Origin of the sequence: Enterobacter sp. JUb54, from assembly GCF_014298075.1 — a bacterium.
GTDB lineage: Bacteria > Pseudomonadota > Gammaproteobacteria > Enterobacterales > Enterobacteriaceae > Klebsiella > Klebsiella lignicola.
This window is the reverse complement of record NZ_CP060418.1, coordinates 4,879,831-4,899,937: the sequence shown is the minus strand read 5'-3', so window position 1 is coordinate 4,899,937 and position 20,107 is coordinate 4,879,831. Positions and strand designations below refer to the sequence as shown.

The following is a 20,107-nucleotide window of genomic DNA, read 5'->3' as shown; positions in this document are numbered from 1 at the left end:
TTGGGAGTGGTTATGTCGGAATTGATTACCTATCAGTGTGAGCTCAAGGAAGGTATCCATGCCAGACCGGCAGGACATATTGAGCGCCTTTGTAACGCATTCCAGTCTGAGGTGTGCTGGAAGAATATCCGTACCGGATTACAGGGCAGCGCCAAAAGTGCACTCTCTCTCGTCGCCACCGATACGTTGCTGAACGACGATTGCGAAATCACCCTTAGCGGCAAAGACGCCCACACCGCAGCGGCTGAGCTCTCCGCGTTGCTGAAAAAACTCCCGCAGTTTGAGATTACTTCAGAAGAAGAAACGCTGGATCAGGCTGGCTATTTTCCCCGTTCCCTGCGCGAAACTCAGTTGAGTTTTATTCAGGGATCGCGTATCAGCGGCGGCGTGGCGATTGCCCGACCAGTGGTTGTGAAGAGCCTGAACTTTGACGACATCATGGCACTCGCCCCCATGAAAACCCAAGCAACCGCTGAGGAAAAGCAGACGCTGAAGGCCGGTATTGAAACATTAAAACAGGCCAAACTGGATGTCCTGGAAAGAAAAGTCGGCGTCGAGCACGATATTATCCAGGCGCATCTATCGATTATTACAGACAGCGCCTTCCAGGAAGCGATAGTTCACTTTATTGATAACGGTGAAAATAGCTGGCGGGCCATCGTATTAGCGGCAATGGATTTCTGTGAGATACTTAGCCGCTCTTCCAGCAAATATATAAAGGAAAGAGTTCTGGACGTTCTGGATATTACCAGTCAACTTCTGACTACCGTCTATGGTGAGCATGCTCTCCCGCAAAATGGCCTCGAACTTAATGCACCATCTATTATTTTTGCTGATAGCCTAACGCCGAGTAAGTTCCTCAGCATTAATAAACAGATGCTCGCAGGCATGGTTCTTACCGCCACCGGAAAAACATCACATACCGCGATCCTTGCCCGCTCGCTGGGCATCCCAACGCTGACCGATATCGATTTTTCCACGCTCAATCTACAACTACAGCAGAACATTATTATCGACGGCGACCCAGCTATCTTAGTCACGGCACCTGATGAGCAGGTCCTGCGTTATTACCGTAACGAAATGGCAGTACAGCACACGATGCAACAGCAGATGCTGAGTAACGTCCACCAGTCAGCGGTAACTGCCGACGGCCATCGTCTGGAGATTGCTGCCAATATCGCCAGTTTCGAGGAAGCCGAGGCCGCGTTTAATAACGGCGCCGAGGGGATTGGGCTGTTCCGTACCGAAATGTCATTTATGGACCGCGAAACGCCGCCTGACTACGCCGAGTTGGCCGACCTTTATACTCGCGTAATGGCCTGCGCCGACGGTAAGCCGGTCATTTTCCGCACCTTTGATATCGGCGGCGATAAACCCGTCGATTACCTGAATCTCGGTGACGAAGAGAACCCGTTCCTTGGCTATCGCGCGGTACGTACCTATCCGCGCTATCGCGAGCTGTTTGCTATGCAGCTCAAGGCCATTCTCACCGCCTCTGCAATTGGCGACGCGAAGGTCATGATCCCAATGATTGCCAGCGTGGAAGAGATTATCTGGTGTCGTGAGGTGCTGGAATCAGTTAAGCAGACAATGCGCGAGGAGGGATTGCCGTTCAACGACGCCATCTCGCTCGGCGTCATGTTGGAGGTGCCGTCCGTTATCTTTGCGATTCCTGAAATGGCCGAATACGCCGATTTCTTTAGCGTCGGCAGCAATGACCTGACGCAGTACTTTTTTGCCGCCGACCGTGGAAATTCGCAGGTGGCGAACGTCTATGACAACTACGCCTCGTCCTTCCTGCGCGCGCTGCAATTCGCCATCAATGAAGTGCACCGAGTCGGGAAATGGATTGGCCTGTGCGGTGAATTGGGGGCCAGCAAAGATTTCCTGCCACTACTCACCGGCATGGGGTTCGACGAACTCAGCATGAGCGGAACCGCCATTCCAGGTGTGAAGCACACTTTGCGTGAGCTAAACTTTACTCAATGTCAGCAGTTGGCACTGGATGCTCTCGCGCTGACTCACTCCGCCGCGGTGAAAGCCGCACTTCAGGCCCCATCGGTGAAGGCAAAAAGCCAGAAACCGATTCTCGCGCCGGAATTTATTATTTTCAATCTTGATGCCCGGGACAAAAACGAAGCCATCAAGAAAATGACCGACAACCTGTGGCTGCACCATCGCACCGACAGCAGGGAGCGCCTGTGTGACGATATCTGGACACGCGAAGACTCCTTCTCTACCGCCGTCGGCTACGGTTTTGCCATTCCGCATACCAAATCTGACCACATTACCGATTCGACCATCAGTATGGCGACACTGGAAACGCCAATAACCTGGGGCGACCAACTGGTTGAAACCGTCTTTATGCTTACGGTCAGCAAGTCTGCCGATCCTGGTGCGCATATGAAATATTTCTCCACCCTCGCCCGTAAATTAATGAAAGAGGAATTCCGCAATGAAATAAAAAATGCCGATAGCGTCGATGTACTCTACAACCTGATGACCAGAACCTTAGATGTATAACTTCATGGTCATGAATTAAAAATTTTAATAGATAGATAAAATAAAAAATCAGGAGTCACTAATGAAAATTGTCGGAGTTGCAGCATGTATTACCGGTGTTGCCCATACCTATATGGCTCAGGAAGCCATTGAGCAAGAGTGTAAAAAACGCGGTTACGATGTGAAGGTCGAAACCCAGGGCGGCATGGGTATTGAGAACGAATTAAGCGAAGACGAGATTGCCGAGGCCGATGTGGTTATTCTGGCCATTGCTATCGGCATCGAAGGCGTTGAGCGCTTTGAAGAAAAAGAAGATGCCGGGCTGGTGATATCACTCAACCCTGCCGAGGTCGTGCGCAACCCTGCGGCGATTATTGATAAAGCAGAAAAGCTGGCGAGTTAATTTAAGCGACCTTTCCTGGAGTTATTTCGGCATCCGGGAAGGGAAACAAAACGTAATTTAATTTCTGCGAGCCCGTTATTTTTCTTACCAGACATTAACATCTGGGGGATTGCGACACCCTGAATCTGGCACGCACCTAATAAAAAATAGCGGGAACCAGGAGGATTGAAAATGTCGGAAAATATGAAAGCCGTAAAGGATGAGCTGGTTAAAGCGTTCAGCACCGGTGTGTCATACATGATGCCGGTTGTGGTAGTTGGCGGGATCTGCCTGGCGCTGTCGCTGGTCGGCGGTGAGCCGGTCGCGGGCAAAGGGATGGTGGTCACTAACCCATTCTTACTGAATCTGGGCGCTATCGGGAGCGCGGGTCTCGCAATGATGATCCCGGTATTGGCCGCCTATATCGCCTACTCCATCGCCGGTAAACCGGGGCTAACGCCGGGGGTGATTACTGGCTTTATGGCCAGCACACAGCTGGGTGCCGATCATGTGGTAACAGGATTCCTCGGGGCAATGCTGCTCGGTATCCTCAGCGGCTATGTCGCGAAATGGGTTAAAACCTGGAAGGTTGGTAAGGCGCTGATGCCGGTCATGCCAATCATGATAATTCCTATCGTCTCAACCTGCATCGTCGGCATGCTCTACTTGTACGTTCTAATTGGGCCAATTGGCGCTGCCATGAAATGGCTGGTCTCCATGCTCTCCAATATGCAGGGCAGCAGCGGCATTGTTCTGGGGCTGATCCTCGGCGCCATGGCGGCCTTCGATATGGGCGGCCCGGTCAACAAAACCGCGACCGCCTTCACCCTGGCATTGATGGCCGAAGGGATTTATGGCCCGAACGGTGCCTACCGTATTGCCTGCGCGATTCCACCGCTGGGCATCGCCCTCTCTACCTTCATTTCTCAGCGTAAATGGGCCGAGGATGAACGACGCATGGGCACCTCCGCCGCCTTTATGGGCCTCATCGGGATCACCGAAGGCGCAATTCCTTTCGCTGTGAAAAATCTTAAGACCGTTTTGCCTTCGATCATTATCGGCAGCGCTGTCGGTGCTGGCCTGGCGATGGTTCACGGCGTGGAGTCAATGGTGCCGCACGGCGGGTTAATCGCCATCGCGGGCGTCAATAAAGCCCCGCTGTGGTACGTCCTGGATATGGCTATCGGCGTCATTGTTACCGCCATCTGCCTGCATGTTCTACGTCCAAATATTAGCGAGCCGGTAAAGAAAGCCGACGCTAAAAAAAGTGTCACTTCAGATATGAATAAAGTCTAAGGAGTTGTCATGAAAAACACCATGAAGCAGTACGTTGATTATATCGTTAAAGGTGGTAAGTCCACGATGCTGGGTATTGGCCCAATGTCTCCGGCGCTTATTCAGGCATGTTTTGAGTTAGGTAAAGAAAAAGATCTGCCGCTGATGTTTATTGCCAGCCGCAATCAAGTTGATGCCGATGAATTTGGTGCAGGCTACGTCAATAACTGGGATCAGTTCCGCTTCGCCGCCGACCTGAAAGCAATGGCCGATAAAGTCGGCTTCGACGGTGATTACTTCCTCTGCCGTGACCACGGTGGCCCGTGGCAGCGTGATAAAGAACGTAAAGACCACATTCCGGAAGCACAGGCGATGGAACTGGCGCGCCGCTCCTACCAGATTGATATGGATGCCGGATTCGATCTGTTGCATATCGACCCAACCAAAGACCCGTACGTCATGGGGAAAGTGATTGATATTGAACTGGTATTAAGCCGTACTGTTGAGCTTATTCGCTTCTGCGAAGAGTACCGTAAGCAGAACAACCTGAAAGAATTCTTCTACGAAGTTGGTACCGAAGAAACAAATGGCGGCCTGACCGATATCAGCGCCTACGAAGGCTTTATCATTGAACTGAACAAGCGTCTGAACGACGAAGGATTGCCGCAGCCGCTGTTTATCGTCGGCCAGACCGGTACCCTGACCCGCCTGACCAAAAACGTTGGCCACTTCAACGACACGCAGTCGGCGGAGCTGTCAGCTATCAGTACTCGCTACGGTGTGGGTCTGAAAGAACACAACGGCGACTACCTGCCAGATGAAATCCTGCTTAAGCATCCGGGCCTGGGGATCACTGCCATGAACGTCGCCCCAGCGTACGGCACCATTGAAACCCGCGCCTATCTGAAGCTCGCGGAAGTGGAAAAAGATCTGTCGGCAAAAGGCTTTATTAAATCGGCATCAGATTTAAAAACCGTGCTGACCCGCGAGTGCGTGCTGAGCCACAAGTGGGAAAAATGGATGACCGACGAGCATAAAAATAAATCTGAAGAGCAGATCTTCAGCGAGCCCGCGCTGCTGAAGGAAATTCTTGAGCTTAGCGGTCACTATAACTACGAAAAACCGGCGGTGGTTAAAGAGATGCAGAGGATGTTCGCCAACCTGAAATCGTTCGGCGTTGAGCCAGAACGTTACGTAGTGAACAAAATTAAAGACATGATTCAGAACGAAGCAGAGTGCTTTAATATGCCGGGTCTGACAACCCGTGTAGCACAAGCAAAATAATAGACAATAAATAATAGGGAGAGGGCCCCTCCTTATTATTTCCCGCACTGAATAAAGACAGGTACAGGTTATGAATCAGCTTGAACAATTAAAGCAGCGCACCATTATTGTCGCTGACAGCGGGGATATTGATAGCATCATTGTCTATCAGCCCGAAGATGCCACGACGAACCCTTCTCTTATGTATAAAGCGGCACAACTAGCGCAGTATCAGAATCTGATTAAAGAGACCGTCGCAGCGCTAAAATCGCGCTATGCCGGAAAGGAACTACTTCCCTCCACCATTGCCGATCATCTGGCTGTGGGGATCGGGGCGTTGATTCTGAAAAGTGTACCAGGACGTATTTCCACCGAGGTTGATGCTCGCCTGTCGTTTGATACCGATGCCAGCATTCGCAAAGCGCGCGAGCTGATTGCGCTGTACGCCGAACAAGGTGTAGGCAAAGAACGCGTATTGATTAAGCTTGCCGCCACCTGGCAGGGTATTCGCGCTGCTGAAGTACTGGAAAAAGAAGGGATTCGCTGCAACCTGACTCTGCTTTTCTCCTTCGCGCAGGCTCGCGCCTGCGCCGATGCAGGCGTATTTTTAATCTCCCCATTCGTTGGACGCATTTACGATTGGTACAAGAAAAATAACCCCGATACTGTCTATACCGTAGATAACGACCCGGGTGTGGAATCGGTACGCAACATCTACCGTTTCTACAAGATGTATGGCTACCAGACGGTGGTGATGGGAGCAAGTTTCCGCACACCGGAACAGGTCTTGGCTTTGAACGGCTGTGACCGCCTGACTGTTTCACCATCACTTCTTGCACAACTTCAACAGAGTGATGCTGTCGTACCGACTCCATTGGACTACTCCGGAGAGATTCAGTCTAAGCCAGAAACCATCAGCGAAGTGGAGTTCTACTGGTCACACAATCAGGACGCAATGGCTGTGGAGAAGTTGGCCGAAGGCATCCGCCTTTTCGCCATTGATCAGAATAAACTGGAAACATTGCTGGCACAGTACCTTTAGCTTTCTTGAGGGTTGATAGCCTACTGTGGTCAGGTAGCATAATCAGGCGACCCCAGTATAATTACTGGGGTTTTCTTCGTAAGCATGCCCGTATTAGTTTCATACACTTTTTTATCACCCGCCAGATAATGTTGATATCGTGATCGACCTTTAGGTTGTCAATCAAACTTCTGCTCTTCGCTCACAGCGCCACCTTCAGTTCAGTTGGCTTGTATGCTCCGAGCCAGAGATTGGCGCTCCAATAGACTAGCAACCTCCATACCTCGCCACGGTAATTTTTCACGAGTATGCGCTCTGTATGTAACGGGCTAAGAGGGAAATTATAAGAGGACTCTGAGTCGACTCTGATTCATAACTACACTGAGCAATCAGACGAAGAAACTACTGGGGTCACAAAGCTATTTAGCAGATCGCCGATAAGATTTTGATGACTGCCAGGCATGTTTCATCTTCTCAATAAACTCCAGCTTCTCTTCAGGTTGGACGTTCCACACATCTATAGCCGCAATAATCATGTCATAACGCATAGACGTATTATAAGGGCGAAGATAGCCCGCTATTCGTCCTTTTCCTTTGAGATAGTCCCAGAGATATACTAACTGAGTTTCATCATCACGTGACATCCAGTCAAAATCTGTCAGAAAAAAATCATATTGCTCAAGCCAGCGTTCATGCAGCTTTTTAAAATAAGAGATCTTTTTCCCAAGGGTACAGGGAGCGTCATCAATGTACCTCATCACACCATTGATGAGTTCACGCTCAGTTACCGGAGTGGGGTTGTAAAGATCGGTACTTGCTCCCGCGTTCAGATAAAATCGGGAGAAAACGCGTTTCGGTTTTTTCGAAGCTGTGGCCTGTGGATCTGTTATCAGGTCCCAATCTATATCGCCCAGGTCGATATTCAAATTAGAGGGATCAAAATTTGTGAAGATATTATCGTCCAGTAAAAGAGAATTAAAACCACCTAAACAACCGACGTCATTCCCCAACCCACCAAGTGTCAGCCCTGCAGGTAATACTGGGTATTCAAAAATATAATGGTGAGCAAACCACGATGCTCTTGGTGTACCTTTGAAACAATCAAAATAATCTTTATCAATCAGTTGTAGGTCAGCCCATTCTTTAAGTGTTTTCCGCGCAACTTTGATTCTGTCCTGATCGCCAAGAAAACGCCGTTCAAGTATTTGAGTGATCAAACTTCGATACTGAGCCGGCGCATCGTAAATACTACACAACAGTGAGTGATCTTTATTGAAAAGCCTATCCAGTGTTTTTAGGTACATTATCTCGTAACGGATCATATCGTAATGCAACATCGTCTCTTCCCTCTGCTTCTGGCTCCCGAACACAGGTTAGCATGAGCACCTTTTAGGTAGAGGGAGGCGGGTCACAGACTGAGTGATCACTGATTTTTTACTGATATCCTCCTGATTTTATTGTGATAACACCCTGACATTTTACTGCATTATTCCTGTGGTTTTCACTCAACGATCCTCATCTGTTCATCTCATTAGAATCATTCAAAACCACTACAAACAGAATGATATGAACATTTGGGTTTTTAGTATAATTAAGGGGTACTCCCTGTTTCAATACCACTATGTTCACAGCTCCTTCCCCCAATCATTAACCCTGCCTGTATTCCCCTGAATACACTGTTCCCTGTATCTGCCATATCCCCACTTCTCTTAAAAATTACATCTCATCCCAATCCTTTGCACTCCACCTGACAAAGGATAAATCAATGCACACACCTTACCCTTTCAATTCCAGATACACGATGAACTGGTTTCTACTGTCTCTACTCAATGACCACCTGAATCAGCTACTGAACCGGTACTCCCGAATACAGGCACTCAGACTCGACCTGTTCTATCAGAAAGGTACAGAGCGCTATAAACGTCATTCCTGGAATGAAACCGAGCGAGAGGTGCGCATGCTGGTTGAACGCACCCTGCAGCACACAAATCTGGCAGGGTATTTCTGGGTGCTGGAGAGTTCTGCAGACCACGGATGCCATGCCCATATCGTGTTCTATCTCGACAGGCACCTTAACCAGGCTACCTACCCAATAGCAGAGCGAGCAGGAACAATATGGCGTGAAATAACGCAAGGAGAAGGCTATTACAACCGCTGCGAATACAAACCCTCTTATGAAGTCAGTATTGATAGACCGGTGAACTACGATGATACCGAAGCCATTGATAACCTGCGCTACATCATCAGCTACCTTGCCAAAGAAGAGCAAAAGCACGGTCACTATTACTACGGAGCCAGTGAGGTACCGCCGCCCAGCGGACTGGGGCGTCCTCGCACGCTGTAACTCACGTTCTGCACTTTTTTACGTATCAATCCATTGATGTGGAAGGGCTGGTGGTAACGAGCAATCAACCACCAGCTCAGAATTATCCCACAATGGAAGACAGCATCATGACAGAACAAATTTCTTTGCTTGATGACCAACTGGTGGATATGCGGTTCATCACGAAGCTAACGGGGCTGACAGATAAGTGGTTCTACAAGCTGATTAAAGATGGCCTATTCCCGAAGCCAATTAAGCTGGGTCGCAGCTCCCGCTGGCGACAGAGTGAAGTCGAAGACTGGCTATTAGAACGCATCCGTTGTTCGCGCGAGTAGCAAGAGCACGCTATCGGTCTGGACATCAACAGGGGAATAACCGAAATATGTCAGTAGCCGCAATAAGTCTTTTTTAGAAATACAAACCGAAGCGGTGTTGATCAGAGGATGAAAGCCCAGTGAACGACTCGCTGATACAGAAGAATCGATAACAATTCGGATATCCCTCTCCTTGTTATGTGCAATAGCGAAAGGCGTAACCCCGCCAGGTTCCACACCGAGTATTTCTATTAACTCGTCTGGTTTAGCGAAAGACAGACGCGATTCATTAAGCTGGAGCGCTAGCTCGCGAAGATCTGCCTTTTTATTGCCATCAAGAATATACAGGTAGAAATGCTTACCAGAACTATTTTTCAGCAACAGGTTCTTCAGCAACTGTGCCGGAAAACCCGCAGCAAAACTCGCATGGTCAGCGGCCGTCTTCACTTCCGGATGTGATATGTACTGAAAAGATATATCCAGCTCATTAAGCAATTTCAGAACCGCATGCTCATTCATATTTCCCCCTAAGTTTCATCACTGCCTTTAGCTTATATCACAGGCAATGTAATTCACCTGAAGCTCATCTTGAATCTGTCCTTCTGTTAAGCCATTACCCTACTGGCACAACCGACCTCAGGATGAGCTTCTTACTTTTAACGATGTGTCAGAACTATCTTGCGCCGGGCGAACAGCGTTTCCGCAGACAGCTGGAATTCATATTCCGCAGCCTTCAGCTTTCGCGATTTAAGCATTTTCATCGTGATACCCCTTATTTTCCCTGACTCAACGTGTCTCTTGATTTCGCCGGTGCTCAGCATGAGCTGCTTGTGCAAAATCGACAGCAAGCTGACCTGAAAAGAACGGGAAATCCTGACGCTAACCTTGACCCGTTTGCCGGGAGAAAAACTGGCCAACCACTGCTCCTGAATGCGAAAGTCAGGCCGACCCGAGATCTCGGCATTATTTCGCTTCAGCGTAGTTGTGTCATAGGCAAAATGTAGAACCGTGGCTGCATCGTTCATCATCAATCGGTGATGCAGTTCGCGGTCAATTTTGCTGACGTGCAAACGCGTAAACAGGGAGATATTCCAGGTGTAATCGCAGTGTGTGCATTTATAGATACTCCACACGTCCAGCACCTTCTTTTGCGAATTAACCCGAAATGCACCTGACGGCGTGAAGTCCCGTTTAATCTTGCAAGAAGGGCATCGTTTCGCGATGCGCTGATACTCCACAGGCGTGACGGTCCATGTAACTTTCATAACGTACCTTTTTTAACCCATACAAAACCGGATCCGTACTGAACGGACCATGAATGTTTATGTATGAAAAATATTTAAGAGATATTTTTCAGTGGGTTAAAAAAAGATTTCCAACGCAAAAATCCTATAGATAGTCAACGAGATAAGTCGAGACTATCAAAATGGCGCTAATCGGGTAAATGAGTTCAATCAATATTTATGGTGGTTAATCACGCTACTTAAACCCGGGAATCCCCTGACCGGGATGTAATTGCATTGATGGCTCATCAGAAGCAATTATCTCTCCAGTTCACATGAGCGCCTGTCAATTAGCAGTACTGGATAGTCCCACATTGTTTATTATTTGAGTGCGTATTATTCGAATGGCATTATTTAAATAAACGCTAAACAACCATTTATTTAGTATGGATATAATGATTTTATTCGTTAACCTGTTCTGGCTAACAAACGAACAGCTCTCAAGCAGGAAACTGTCAACCCGGAAGGAAAACGTTTAGCCGCTAGTGGCTTGTTCTTACCGCCTTAACCGTTACGTTAGCACCAGGGCAACTAACCTTGCTCGTAAGTGCCTTGCTTGTGGAATGATTCTTTTTTCATTGTTTAGCAGCCTGAGCAGGCGGCTCTTTTTCAGGAGGCAGCATGCCACTAAATAAAATGAAGCGTCATGCCATACTCCACACGCTCTCTATACCTGAACGTAAACTACGCCCCGTAAAATGGCTTGCTCTTATCTCATCCCTGCTATTTATCTTTCAACTGGCAATTGAGAGCCTGGTCATAAGCGAATAGCAATTCCTGTACAAGACCAAATCTGGAATGATTTTCTGATACCTGTCGGGTGCAGCGCACAAAACTTAACGTACTTTTTTTCAACAACACAAGCATTACGTAGAGTTGTGCATCTGTTGAGTTTCACAGGCATAGACCTGACTGACGGAGTCTGAAAAAGGAAATGAATCATGGATAACTATACGCTACATCGTGGCAGACTTATCGACCATATCCAGCTCGTGGTAAACAACTTTGACGCAAGCAAAGCGTTTTACACTGCTGTTCTGGCGGAACTTAAGATCCCCGTGGTTATCACCGATGACGATTATATCTGGGCTGACGAACTGGTCATTTCGTCCGTAAAAAGTTCGGAGTCTGGCGGGGTGCCTACAGGACGGCACCATCTGGCCTTTCAGGCCACAGACCGTGAATCGGTGAACGCGTTTTACCATGCAGCACTAAATCATGGCGGACGTGATAACGGCGCACCTGCCGAACGAACCTATCATCCCGGATACTATGCCGCTTTTGTTCTGGATCCGGACGGTAACAACATCGAAGCTGTTTACCATGGTGAGGGTGATCGCAGTGCCCGCTCTGTAGAAATCAGCTTCACTGTCTGAGAAAACAGGGAGCATATTTTCCCCCTGTAGCTCCCGGTAACCGCAATGGAGAGCTTTATCTATGACCGTTATTCCGGTATCAGCCCTTGAATGCAGCATTACGGAGTTGAGCCGTATTCTTGCAGACAGCTTTAGTGAATCATTGACACCGTTTGCGTTGCCACCAGAAATATTTGCCTTACGTTTCATTTCCGAAGGACTCAGTCTTGAAGACTCGTTTGTCTGGCTGGTCAATGATAACCCGGCGGCAATAGCCATCGTAACCCGCAGAATGGACAAAGCGCGTCTGGCCGCATTTGGTGTGTTACCCGAGTACCGGAGCCAGGGACTGGCAAAACAGATGCTTACTCCTCTGTTTACCTCCTTAAAAGAGAAAAAGTTTTCCAGCGTGAGGCTGGAAGTGATGCGCGAAAATACCCGGGCCATCGCTCTCTATCACGCGCTCGGTTTTCAGGTTCGCCGACATCTGTGCAAATACCGGGGAGATCCACAGTCTCATCTGGAAATATCTTCAGGGGCTATGGAATCCAAGTCTGTTGATGACTTCCTGCGTACCGTCTGGTCTGCACCAGATGATGATCTTCCCTGGCTGGCCAGTCCCCTGCAGCTCTTGTCTATTCCCTGCGACATCCTCAGGGATAACGAACATGCATGGTGTGCTGTCGCGGAGTTCATGGGACAACCTCAGCTCCGCTGTTTGTTTGTGGAACCGGTGTATCGTTACCAGGGACGGGCTAAAACAATGCTTAAGAAAATCAATGCCAGATGGCCTGGCATAGGTACATCAGCCGCGATCCCAGAAACGCTGGCACCATTATTTACTGCGGCGGGTTATCAGGCTGAACCGTTATGCCAGTTTGAAATGGAACTGACATTTTAAACTATCGTTATGCTGCGTTCCGCATGACAGGAGAACAATGATGAGTTGCAGGTTTGAATGGATCAATGAGCCCGCCGTATGGTGCTACGAAAATAACGCCCTGTCGGTAATCACAGATGAGTATACTGATTTCTGGTGCCGTACCTGGTACGGGTTTGAGCGTTTTACCGGCCACATCTACGCTACTGATGTAACAGGTGATTTTACTTTTCAGGTCAGGATCCGCGCAGACTTCACCACACTCTATGACCAGGCCGGAATTATGATGCTCTCTGACGAACAGCACTGGCTCAAAGCTGGCATCGAATTTAACGATGGAGCACCTGCAATCGGGAGTGTACTCACGCGGGGAAATTCGGACTGGGCCACAGGACTCTTTCCTGGGGATCCGAAGGAATTCTGGCTGCGTCTGACCCGTAAGAAAGATGCGTTACGATTGCAGTATTCCTCAGATGGACAGCACTGGCCATTACTTCGCTTATGTCATTTTCCCACGGGCCCAGTAAAAACGGGCGTCATGTGTTGTACACCTCAACGCCAGGGGTTGGAGGTAGAATTTCTTGATCTCAGACTGACTCCTGCGATGGATAAAGAACTGCACGATCTGAGTTGATTAAAATCAAAGGATTACAGAAAACGGAGAACCCGTTTATGAAGCCATTTTCAGGACGTCTTAGCAGATATGGCAGCTTTCTATTATTTCCACTGGCGATGATCATCTACGATTTTTCAGCCTACCTGACAACGGACCTTATTCAGCCGGGCGTCATTAACATTATAAATGAGCTACAGGCGGATGTGACGCTGGCTCCAGCATCAGTCAGTTTGTATATGGCAGGCGGACTGGCGCTACAGTGGCTCCTGGGGCCACTTTCCGATCGGATTGGCCGCCGCCCTGTCCTGCTCACTGGCGCAATGATCTTTTCCCTTGCCAGCCTGAGCATGCTGTTTGTCACCTCGATCGAACAATACTTCGTCGCCCGCTTTATTCAGGGCACCAGCATCTGTTTTATCTCAACCGTGGGTTACGTCTCAATTCAGGAGGCGTTTGGTGAAATGGATTCCATCAGGATCATGGCTGCGCTGACATCTATTGTTCTGCTCGCCCCAGTTATCGGGCCTGTGGCCGGCGCTGCGCTGATGGCGTTCATTCACTGGAAACTGCTCTTTGCCATCATCGGTGTGTTTGGTCTGGTAGCATGGTTCTTACTACTGTACAAAATGCCGGAAACAGTTATATCTCAGGGAAGAGAATTCAAACCGGGTGAAGTACTGTCAGATTTCATTGCGGCATTTCGCCATCCCTTGGTGCTGACCGGCTCACTGGCAGTTGCTTTTGGCAACCTGCCCATCATCACCTGGGTGGCGCTCTCACCCGTGATCCTGATTGAGCACGGGGGTATGTCTCCCGGAACCTATGCCTGGACACAGGTGCCCGTGTTTAGTGGGATCATTATCGCCAGTGCGATCGTAGCGAATTTTATCAAAGACCCGACTTCACCGCGTTTTATCTGGGGGACTGTCCCGATACAGCTTGCTGGCTTGCTGACTTTACTGGTCGGCAATCTGCTATGGCCACACGTCTGGCTATGGTCAGTACTGGGAACGAGCTTTTATGCCCTGGGTATTGGACTGCTCTATCCGGTGCTGTTTCGCTTCACGCTCTTTTCTCATAACCTGCCAAAGGGCACCGTTTCTGCCACGCTAAATATTCTGGCGCTCGGCATAATTGCCCTTAGCATTGAAATAACCCGCTGGGTTTACTTCCATGCCGGCGGCAGGATTGCTATCCACGGCGCGGCGCTGCTGGCCGGTATAGCCGTCATCATATCAGTTGCCCGCCTGCTTAAACTACGTGGGCAGCATCAGAGCCAGTCAGTATCACCGGCAGGCTGTCAGGAACAATAATACAAATGTAAGTAAGGAGGGGTTATGTTTTCTTACGTGATGCTGGGTACTAGCGATCTGCCACGCGCCATCCAATTCTACGATCCGTTGATGGAATTGCTTGGGTATCCAAAGGCAGGCCGGAATGAAGAAGGCGCGTCCTGGGGCACATTTAGTGCGAATACCACGACTGGCCTTTGCGTGGGCCGACCATTTGATAAACAACCGGCGTCCGTGGGTAATGGGACCATGGTGGCATTGAATGCTGTGTCCGTAGAACAGGTACAGCAGGCGCACACTCTCGCTCTGTCGCTTGGCGGTACGAATGAAGGGGGGCCGGGATATCGCCCCCAGTACGGTGACGGGTTCTATAGTGCCTATGTACGCGATCCGGATGGTAATAAACTGGCGTTTGTGTTCTACGATTTGGTGGAGTAACGGATGTGATATCGAAGACCTGCAGGGCTAAAATGTCTCAACCACTAGCGATCTTTCGAAAGAATCATTAATTGTTCGATTTCAACTGGTTGTTTAAAATCGTTGCCCCGTTGATTTTTACAAAAATAAAAAATTGACGTGATCAGCTTCTCAATTTTGGCACTCAAACTAGACAAGCTAATCCTGAGCATGTTAGTTATTTAAGCACGCAAGAGAACGGATTTAAATATAAACAAAGTTTAAACCCCTCTCAAATTGCAAAACAAATTAACTGATAATGATTTAGATTTCTGAACCATTATCGCAAGGGTATGTGAATAGAAAGCCCTCAGAGACGTGAGTCTCTGAGGGCTTTTTTTGTTTTTTTATCTTGTTAAGGAGTAAATAAATGTCTAAAGAACGCCGTCTCTCAAAGATTTTTGCAAAAGATGGTAAATCAGTGACATTAGCGCTGGATGGTTACTATTTTTCCACGAAAACAAATGGTATTGATAATACGATAAACCAACTGCCGGCATTGGTTGAGCAAGGGCTGGATTGTGCGTTGGTCACGTACGGCATGCTGAAAAATTTTCGTGAGCCATTAAATTCGGTTCCTGTTGTATTACGCGTCGATAGTACAGTCAGTATTTTTGATAATACCGTTCCCGATACTACCCCGATGTTTACCGTTGAAGATGCATTAAAAGTCGGCGCTGAAGGTGTCGTCTGCATGACCTTCCCGGGTGCCTTCAACGAAGAAAAAACGCACATCATGGCAATGCAACTGGCACAGGCCGCAGACCGCTGGAACGTGCCGCTAATTGTCGAATCACTTCCCTATGGCTACCCCGTGACCAGCGACGACTCGAACAACCCGGCAATTATCGCCGCCTCGGCTCGCGCCGCAGTGGAACTGGGGGCCGATGTCATCAAAACACGTTTTACAGGTACAGCGGAAGACCGCTTGATCGTCGAAGCGGCAGGCGTTCCCGTCCTTGCACTTGGGGGCCCAAAAACCGGCATTGATGGTTACTTCAAGTTTGTTCTGCACTGTATGCAGGTTGGGGCTAAAGGGGTGGCAGTGGGTCGAAATATCACTCAGGACCCGCGACCAGACAGAGTGGTCGCAGGCCTGAATGCTATCGTCCACGAAAATGCCTCTGCGGAAGAAGCATACAGCCTCTATATGGCTAAATAACATCGGATACTAATATGTTTTTAAATAACACCATCATTCCTTCAGTTAGAAAGTATAAGCATTTTGACAAGGCATTATCCTGTGCATCGGAATATGTTCTGTTGTCAGAGGCCAATATCGGCAATCTGCAATCACTGATAGGCAAATGTCATCAAAGTGGTAAGAAGGTTCTGGTCCATCTGGAGTTACTCGGCGGGTTTAAACCCGATCAGGCTGGGATCAATTTACTGAAAAGTTATTATAAAGTTGATGGTGTTATTTCTTCCAATCTCTCCGCCCTGCGCTATGCAAAAAAAGAGGGGTTATTGACTATTTTTCGGGTGTTACTTATCGATTCTCGATCGCTGGATCAGTCTATCGACATCGTTAAACATAACCCGCCGGATGCAATAGAAATCTTACCTGCTGAATATGCCTGCCAGTGCCTGGAATTGATTAGCCGAAACTTAAATGGCTTTGACGTGATATTCATCGCCGGAGGCTTTGTAAAGCGGAAATACCTTGTAGATAAAATATTCCATGCCGGGTTTAAAGGAATAACCACCAGCGAGCCGGGTTTATGGTAACCAATAAGGAGTCCACGGTAATGAAAGATGAATATGTAATGGGTATCGATAATGGCGGGACAGTCACTAAGGCGGCTATCTACGATCGCAACGGCAGCGTGGTTTCTATCGCGTCAAAATCCACCCAGATGCTGACACCCAGGGAATTTCATACCGAACGCGATATTACCGAGCTGTGGGCGGCTAACATCGAGGTCATCAAAAAAGCGATTGAGCAATCAGGGATCGACGCCAGTAAAATCAAAGGAATCGCCGTCACCGGACATGGGAACGGTTTGTATCTGGTAGATGAAGCTGGCAACCCGGTCCGCAACGGCATTATCTCAACCGACAGTCGGGCAAAAGAGTACGTAGAAAAGTGGCAAAACTCACCCGAGTTTTTGACCGACATCCTGCCTAAAACCATGCAGTCAATCTGGGCCGGACAACCCATTGCTCTGCTGGCTTGGCTGAAGGATAACGAGCCGGAGGTGCTGCAGAAAGCACATACCATTTTTATGGTAAAAGACCTGATCCGCTTCTACCTGACCGGAGAGGCTTATCTTGAGCTTACTGACCTCTCCGGGACCAACCTGATTAACGTACGTGACCGCAAGTATGACGATGAACTACTGGCATGGTGGGGGCTTGCTGACCTGCGCGCGAAATTGCCCCCCGTCAAACTGTCCACGGACTGCTGCGGTCGGATAACCGATGAAGTCGCCCGTCAGACAGGCTTATGCGCAGGCACCCCCGTCTCTGGCGGCGTGTTCGACATTTCCGCCTCGTCTGTCGCCTCCGGGATTAATACCCTCAATAAGCTGGCTATCATCACCGGAACCTGGAGCATCAATGAATATGTGACTGACCATCCGGTTATCGACAAAGATCTGTTTATGACGTCGATTTACCCGATCGACGGTAAATGGCTGATAACCGAAGCCAGCCCGACCTCTGCCAGCAATCTTGAATGGTTTATCAATAATTTCATGGAGAACGACCGGGAAACCGCTGCTGCTCAGGGATCTTCCGTCTATGAGTTGTGTAACTCGCTGGTCTTATCCACGACGCCAGAAGAAAGCCATCTGCTGTTCTTTCCTTTCGTATTTGGCTCTAACACCATTCCCGATGCCTCAGCAGGCTTTATTGGGGTGAACAGTTTCCATAAAAAAGCGCATTTCCTGCGCGCGATTTACGAAGGTGTGGCGTTCAGCCATCTCTATCACACCGAACGTTTACGAAACATCAATCCGGATTTGAGTCGCACCATACGAATTGCTGGGGGGGTCACCAACTCGCCGGTCTGGCTACAGGTCTTTGCCGATATCTTCCAGTGCACGCTTGAGATTGTCGATGTTAAAGAGCACGGCACACTCGGAACCGCAATGACAGCCGCTGTCATGATTGGCTGGTTTGATGATGTCTTCGCCGCGTCCAATGAAATGGTGCGCGTCGCGCGTACCGTGACGCCGAATCCGGCCCATCAGCAAGTGTACCAGGACAAATATCAGCTCTACAAAAACCTGTTATCTGAAATGCAGTCCCCATGGAAAAGCTGCAGTAACTACATCACGCATTAAGTGAGGAATGAATGGATCTAAATCTGAAACACCGCACAGCCATCGTCACCGGTGGAGCCACGGGGCTTGGCCGGGAATTTGTCCTTTCCCTGGCTAAAGAAGGCGTCAATATCTGTTTCACGTACCTGCGTGATGAAGAGTGCCCGGAATTACTGATTGAACAGGTGAAATCCACCACTGACGTCAAAATTATTGCGGTGAAAACCGATCTTGCCGATGAGAAAAGCCGGGAGCATCTCTTTGCGGCCTGCATTGAGCAGATGGGAAAGGCCGACATTCTGGTCAATAACGCCGGTATCTGGCTCAGTGGTTACGTTACCGAGATAACCCCACAAGACTGGGACTTGGTAATGAATGTGAACCTGAAAGCGGTATTCCATTTAAGCCAATTGTTTGTGAATCACTGCCTGCAACAAGATCAGGCAGGCAGCATTTTGAATATTACCTCACAGGCTGCATTCCATGGATCCACAACCGGCCATGCCCATTACGCGGCCAGTAAAGCGGGCCTGGTAGCTTTCTCTATCTCGCTGGCAAGAGAGGTAGCAAAACAAAATATCAACGTGAACAACATCGCTGTCGGGATTATGGACACCGCGATGATCCGTAAAAATATTGAACAGGACCCAGCCTATTACGTCAGCCGGATTCCAGTAGGTCGGGTAGCTCAGCCAAATGAAATTGCCGACATCGGGGTCTTCATGGTTTCTCCTAAAACCAGCTATATGACGGGAGCAACTGTGGATGTCACCGGCGGTATGTTGATGCGTTAATCTATGGAGAATCACTATGAAATGTCTGGCAATTGCCGATCTTTTTATCAACAAAGCGATGATGGAAGCAGGTCTTAATGCGCTCAGGGATAAAGGTATCGACGTTGAAGTTCGTGAATGGTCGCATGATTCGATCGAAAAATTGCAGGAGGATAATCTGCGGGTCGAGCAGGAAGGCGCAGAAGCGGTTACGTTACCCGCAGCCTTACTCGAGGGTGCTGACGACGTTGAAATCCTGATAACCCAGTTTGCTCCGGTCAATACGGCAGTGCTGGATAAACTGCCAAAGCTCAAATACATCGGGGTATTGCGAGGGGGCGTTGAAAACGTCAACCAGCAGGTCGCACTGGCCCGGGGAATTGAGGTAATGAACACGCCGGGGCGCAATGCCCGCAGCGTGGCGGAATTTACGGTCGGGATGATGCTGGCCGAAATGCGCAATATTGCCCGTTCTCATGATGCGTTACGCGATAAGTTCTGGCGTAAAGACAGCCCGAATCATCAGGCTATTCCAGAGCTTGGCGGTAAGGTTGTCGGTCTGGTTGGCCTGGGTCATATTGCTCAACTCGTCGCGGGTTTTCTTAGCGCCTTCGGCACGGAAATTATCTTTTATGATAAGTACGTCTCCGGCCACGAACGCTATGAGAAAGTCGATACCCTTGACGAGCTGGTAACACGGGCTGACGTTGTCTCACTCCATGCCCGTATGACGCCGGAAACCGAAAACCTGATCAACGCACACCATTTCGGGTTAATGAAAAGCAGCGCCATTATTGTTAATACCGCGCGCTCCGGGCTAATCAATGAACGCGATCTGATTGACGCTCTACAGACCGGAAAAATCATGGGGGCGGCGCTGGATACTTTCGACGATGAGCCGTTACCTGACGACAGCGCGTTTTATTTACTGAATAACGTCACCATCACCCCGCATATTGCGGGCAGTACGCTCGACGCCTTCAGTAATTCACCCAAACTATTTGCTGAGATCTTGCTGAAGAAACTCAGTTAAATATAAAAAAGACCTTTAAGGTTTTTATACAGCCCATTGGGCTCGGCTTCGCTCGCGCCCAATTCGGCCGCCT

The 20,107-nt window shown here is 49.0% G+C and carries 20 protein-coding genes; 17 read left to right on the top strand and 3 right to left on the bottom strand.

All coding sequences use genetic code 11. The features are described 5' to 3' along the window. Positions 1–12 precede the first annotated feature (12 nt). From ptsP to tal, 5 genes are all read left to right on the top strand, one after another. Complete coding sequence (ptsP, locus tag HF679_RS22750; RefSeq protein WP_187042394.1) at positions 13–2,523, top strand: phosphoenolpyruvate--protein phosphotransferase; 2,511 nt, start codon at positions 13–15, stop codon at positions 2,521–2,523. A gap of 61 nt (positions 2,524–2,584) precedes the next feature. Then, positions 2,585–2,905, top strand: a complete 321-nt coding sequence (locus tag HF679_RS22745) for a PTS fructose transporter subunit IIB (protein ID WP_187042393.1) — start codon at positions 2,585–2,587, stop codon at positions 2,903–2,905. Positions 2,906–3,076: 171 nt separating this feature from the next. After that, on the top strand, positions 3,077–4,180 hold the full coding sequence (locus HF679_RS22740) for a PTS fructose transporter subunit IIC (protein ID WP_187042392.1): 1,104 nt from the start codon (positions 3,077–3,079) through the stop codon (positions 4,178–4,180). A 9-nt stretch (positions 4,181–4,189) separates the two neighbouring features. Then, positions 4,190–5,443, top strand: a complete 1,254-nt coding sequence (locus HF679_RS22735) for a class II D-tagatose-bisphosphate aldolase non-catalytic subunit (RefSeq protein WP_187042391.1) — start codon at positions 4,190–4,192, stop codon at positions 5,441–5,443. Between the two features lie 70 nt (positions 5,444–5,513). After that, positions 5,514–6,464 (top strand): transaldolase, encoded by a 951-nt coding sequence (gene tal, locus HF679_RS22730; RefSeq protein WP_187042390.1) that lies wholly within the window; start codon positions 5,514–5,516, stop codon positions 6,462–6,464. A 398-nt stretch (positions 6,465–6,862) separates the two neighbouring features. On the opposite strand, the gene HF679_RS22725 is transcribed toward tal, so the two are convergent. Then, on the bottom strand, positions 6,863–7,780 hold the full coding sequence (locus HF679_RS22725; protein ID WP_187042389.1) for a hypothetical protein: 918 nt from the start codon (positions 7,778–7,780) through the stop codon (positions 6,863–6,865). A 428-nt stretch (positions 7,781–8,208) separates the two neighbouring features. On the opposite strand from HF679_RS22725, the gene HF679_RS22720 reads away from it, so the two are divergent. Both HF679_RS22720 and HF679_RS22715 read left to right on the top strand, forming a co-directional pair. After that, on the top strand, positions 8,209–8,787 hold the full coding sequence (locus tag HF679_RS22720) for an inovirus-type Gp2 protein (protein ID WP_187042388.1): 579 nt from the start codon (positions 8,209–8,211) through the stop codon (positions 8,785–8,787). Positions 8,788–8,894: 107 nt separating this feature from the next. Next, a complete protein-coding gene (locus HF679_RS22715) occupies positions 8,895–9,101 on the top strand; it encodes a helix-turn-helix transcriptional regulator (protein ID WP_023227810.1) in 207 nt (68 codons plus the stop codon). Here the strand turns inward: HF679_RS22715 and HF679_RS22710 are convergent. Beyond that, positions 9,072–9,599 carry a YbaK/EbsC family protein gene (locus HF679_RS22710; RefSeq protein ID WP_180236874.1) on the bottom strand — a complete coding sequence of 176 codons (528 nt, stop codon included), beginning with the start codon at positions 9,597–9,599 and terminating at the stop codon, positions 9,072–9,074. The genes HF679_RS22715 and HF679_RS22710 overlap by 30 nt on opposite strands. Positions 9,600–9,736: 137 nt before the next feature. Beyond that, entirely contained in the window at positions 9,737–10,345 is a 609-nt protein-coding gene (locus HF679_RS22705) for a DUF1062 domain-containing protein (RefSeq protein WP_187042387.1), read from the bottom strand. A 959-nt stretch (positions 10,346–11,304) separates the two neighbouring features. Between HF679_RS22705 and HF679_RS22700 the strand changes: the two genes are divergently transcribed. From HF679_RS22700 to HF679_RS22655, 10 genes are all read left to right on the top strand, one after another. Continuing rightward, complete coding sequence (locus HF679_RS22700; RefSeq protein WP_059356762.1) at positions 11,305–11,739, top strand: VOC family protein; 435 nt, start codon at positions 11,305–11,307, stop codon at positions 11,737–11,739. Positions 11,740–11,800: 61 nt separating this feature from the next. Continuing rightward, positions 11,801–12,619, top strand: a complete 819-nt coding sequence (locus HF679_RS22695; protein ID WP_155553964.1) for a GNAT family N-acetyltransferase — start codon at positions 11,801–11,803, stop codon at positions 12,617–12,619. A gap of 40 nt (positions 12,620–12,659) precedes the next feature. Beyond that, a complete protein-coding gene (locus HF679_RS22690) occupies positions 12,660–13,232 on the top strand; it encodes a DUF1349 domain-containing protein (protein WP_187043080.1) in 573 nt (190 codons plus the stop codon). A gap of 38 nt (positions 13,233–13,270) precedes the next feature. Next, positions 13,271–14,527: an MFS transporter gene (locus HF679_RS22685; RefSeq protein WP_187043079.1), complete on the top strand. Its 1,257-nt coding sequence runs from the start codon at positions 13,271–13,273 to the stop codon at positions 14,525–14,527. Between the two features lie 24 nt (positions 14,528–14,551). Further along, complete coding sequence (locus tag HF679_RS22680; protein ID WP_032681803.1) at positions 14,552–14,944, top strand: VOC family protein; 393 nt, start codon at positions 14,552–14,554, stop codon at positions 14,942–14,944. Between the two features lie 388 nt (positions 14,945–15,332). Next, positions 15,333–16,124 carry a class I fructose-bisphosphate aldolase gene (locus HF679_RS22675; RefSeq protein WP_032681805.1) on the top strand — a complete coding sequence of 264 codons (792 nt, stop codon included), beginning with the start codon at positions 15,333–15,335 and terminating at the stop codon, positions 16,122–16,124. 14 nt (positions 16,125–16,138) lie between these two features. Next, positions 16,139–16,690 carry a glycerol-3-phosphate responsive antiterminator gene (locus HF679_RS22670; protein WP_000479583.1) on the top strand — a complete coding sequence of 184 codons (552 nt, stop codon included), beginning with the start codon at positions 16,139–16,141 and terminating at the stop codon, positions 16,688–16,690. Between the two features lie 20 nt (positions 16,691–16,710). Beyond that, entirely contained in the window at positions 16,711–18,249 is a 1,539-nt protein-coding gene (locus HF679_RS22665) for an FGGY-family carbohydrate kinase (RefSeq protein ID WP_032681807.1), read from the top strand. Between the two features lie 11 nt (positions 18,250–18,260). Then, a complete protein-coding gene (locus HF679_RS22660) occupies positions 18,261–19,022 on the top strand; it encodes an SDR family NAD(P)-dependent oxidoreductase (protein ID WP_059356766.1) in 762 nt (253 codons plus the stop codon). Between the two features lie 16 nt (positions 19,023–19,038). Then, positions 19,039–20,034, top strand: a complete 996-nt coding sequence (locus HF679_RS22655; RefSeq protein ID WP_032681811.1) for a 2-hydroxyacid dehydrogenase — start codon at positions 19,039–19,041, stop codon at positions 20,032–20,034. Positions 20,035–20,107: the final 73 nt, after the last annotated feature.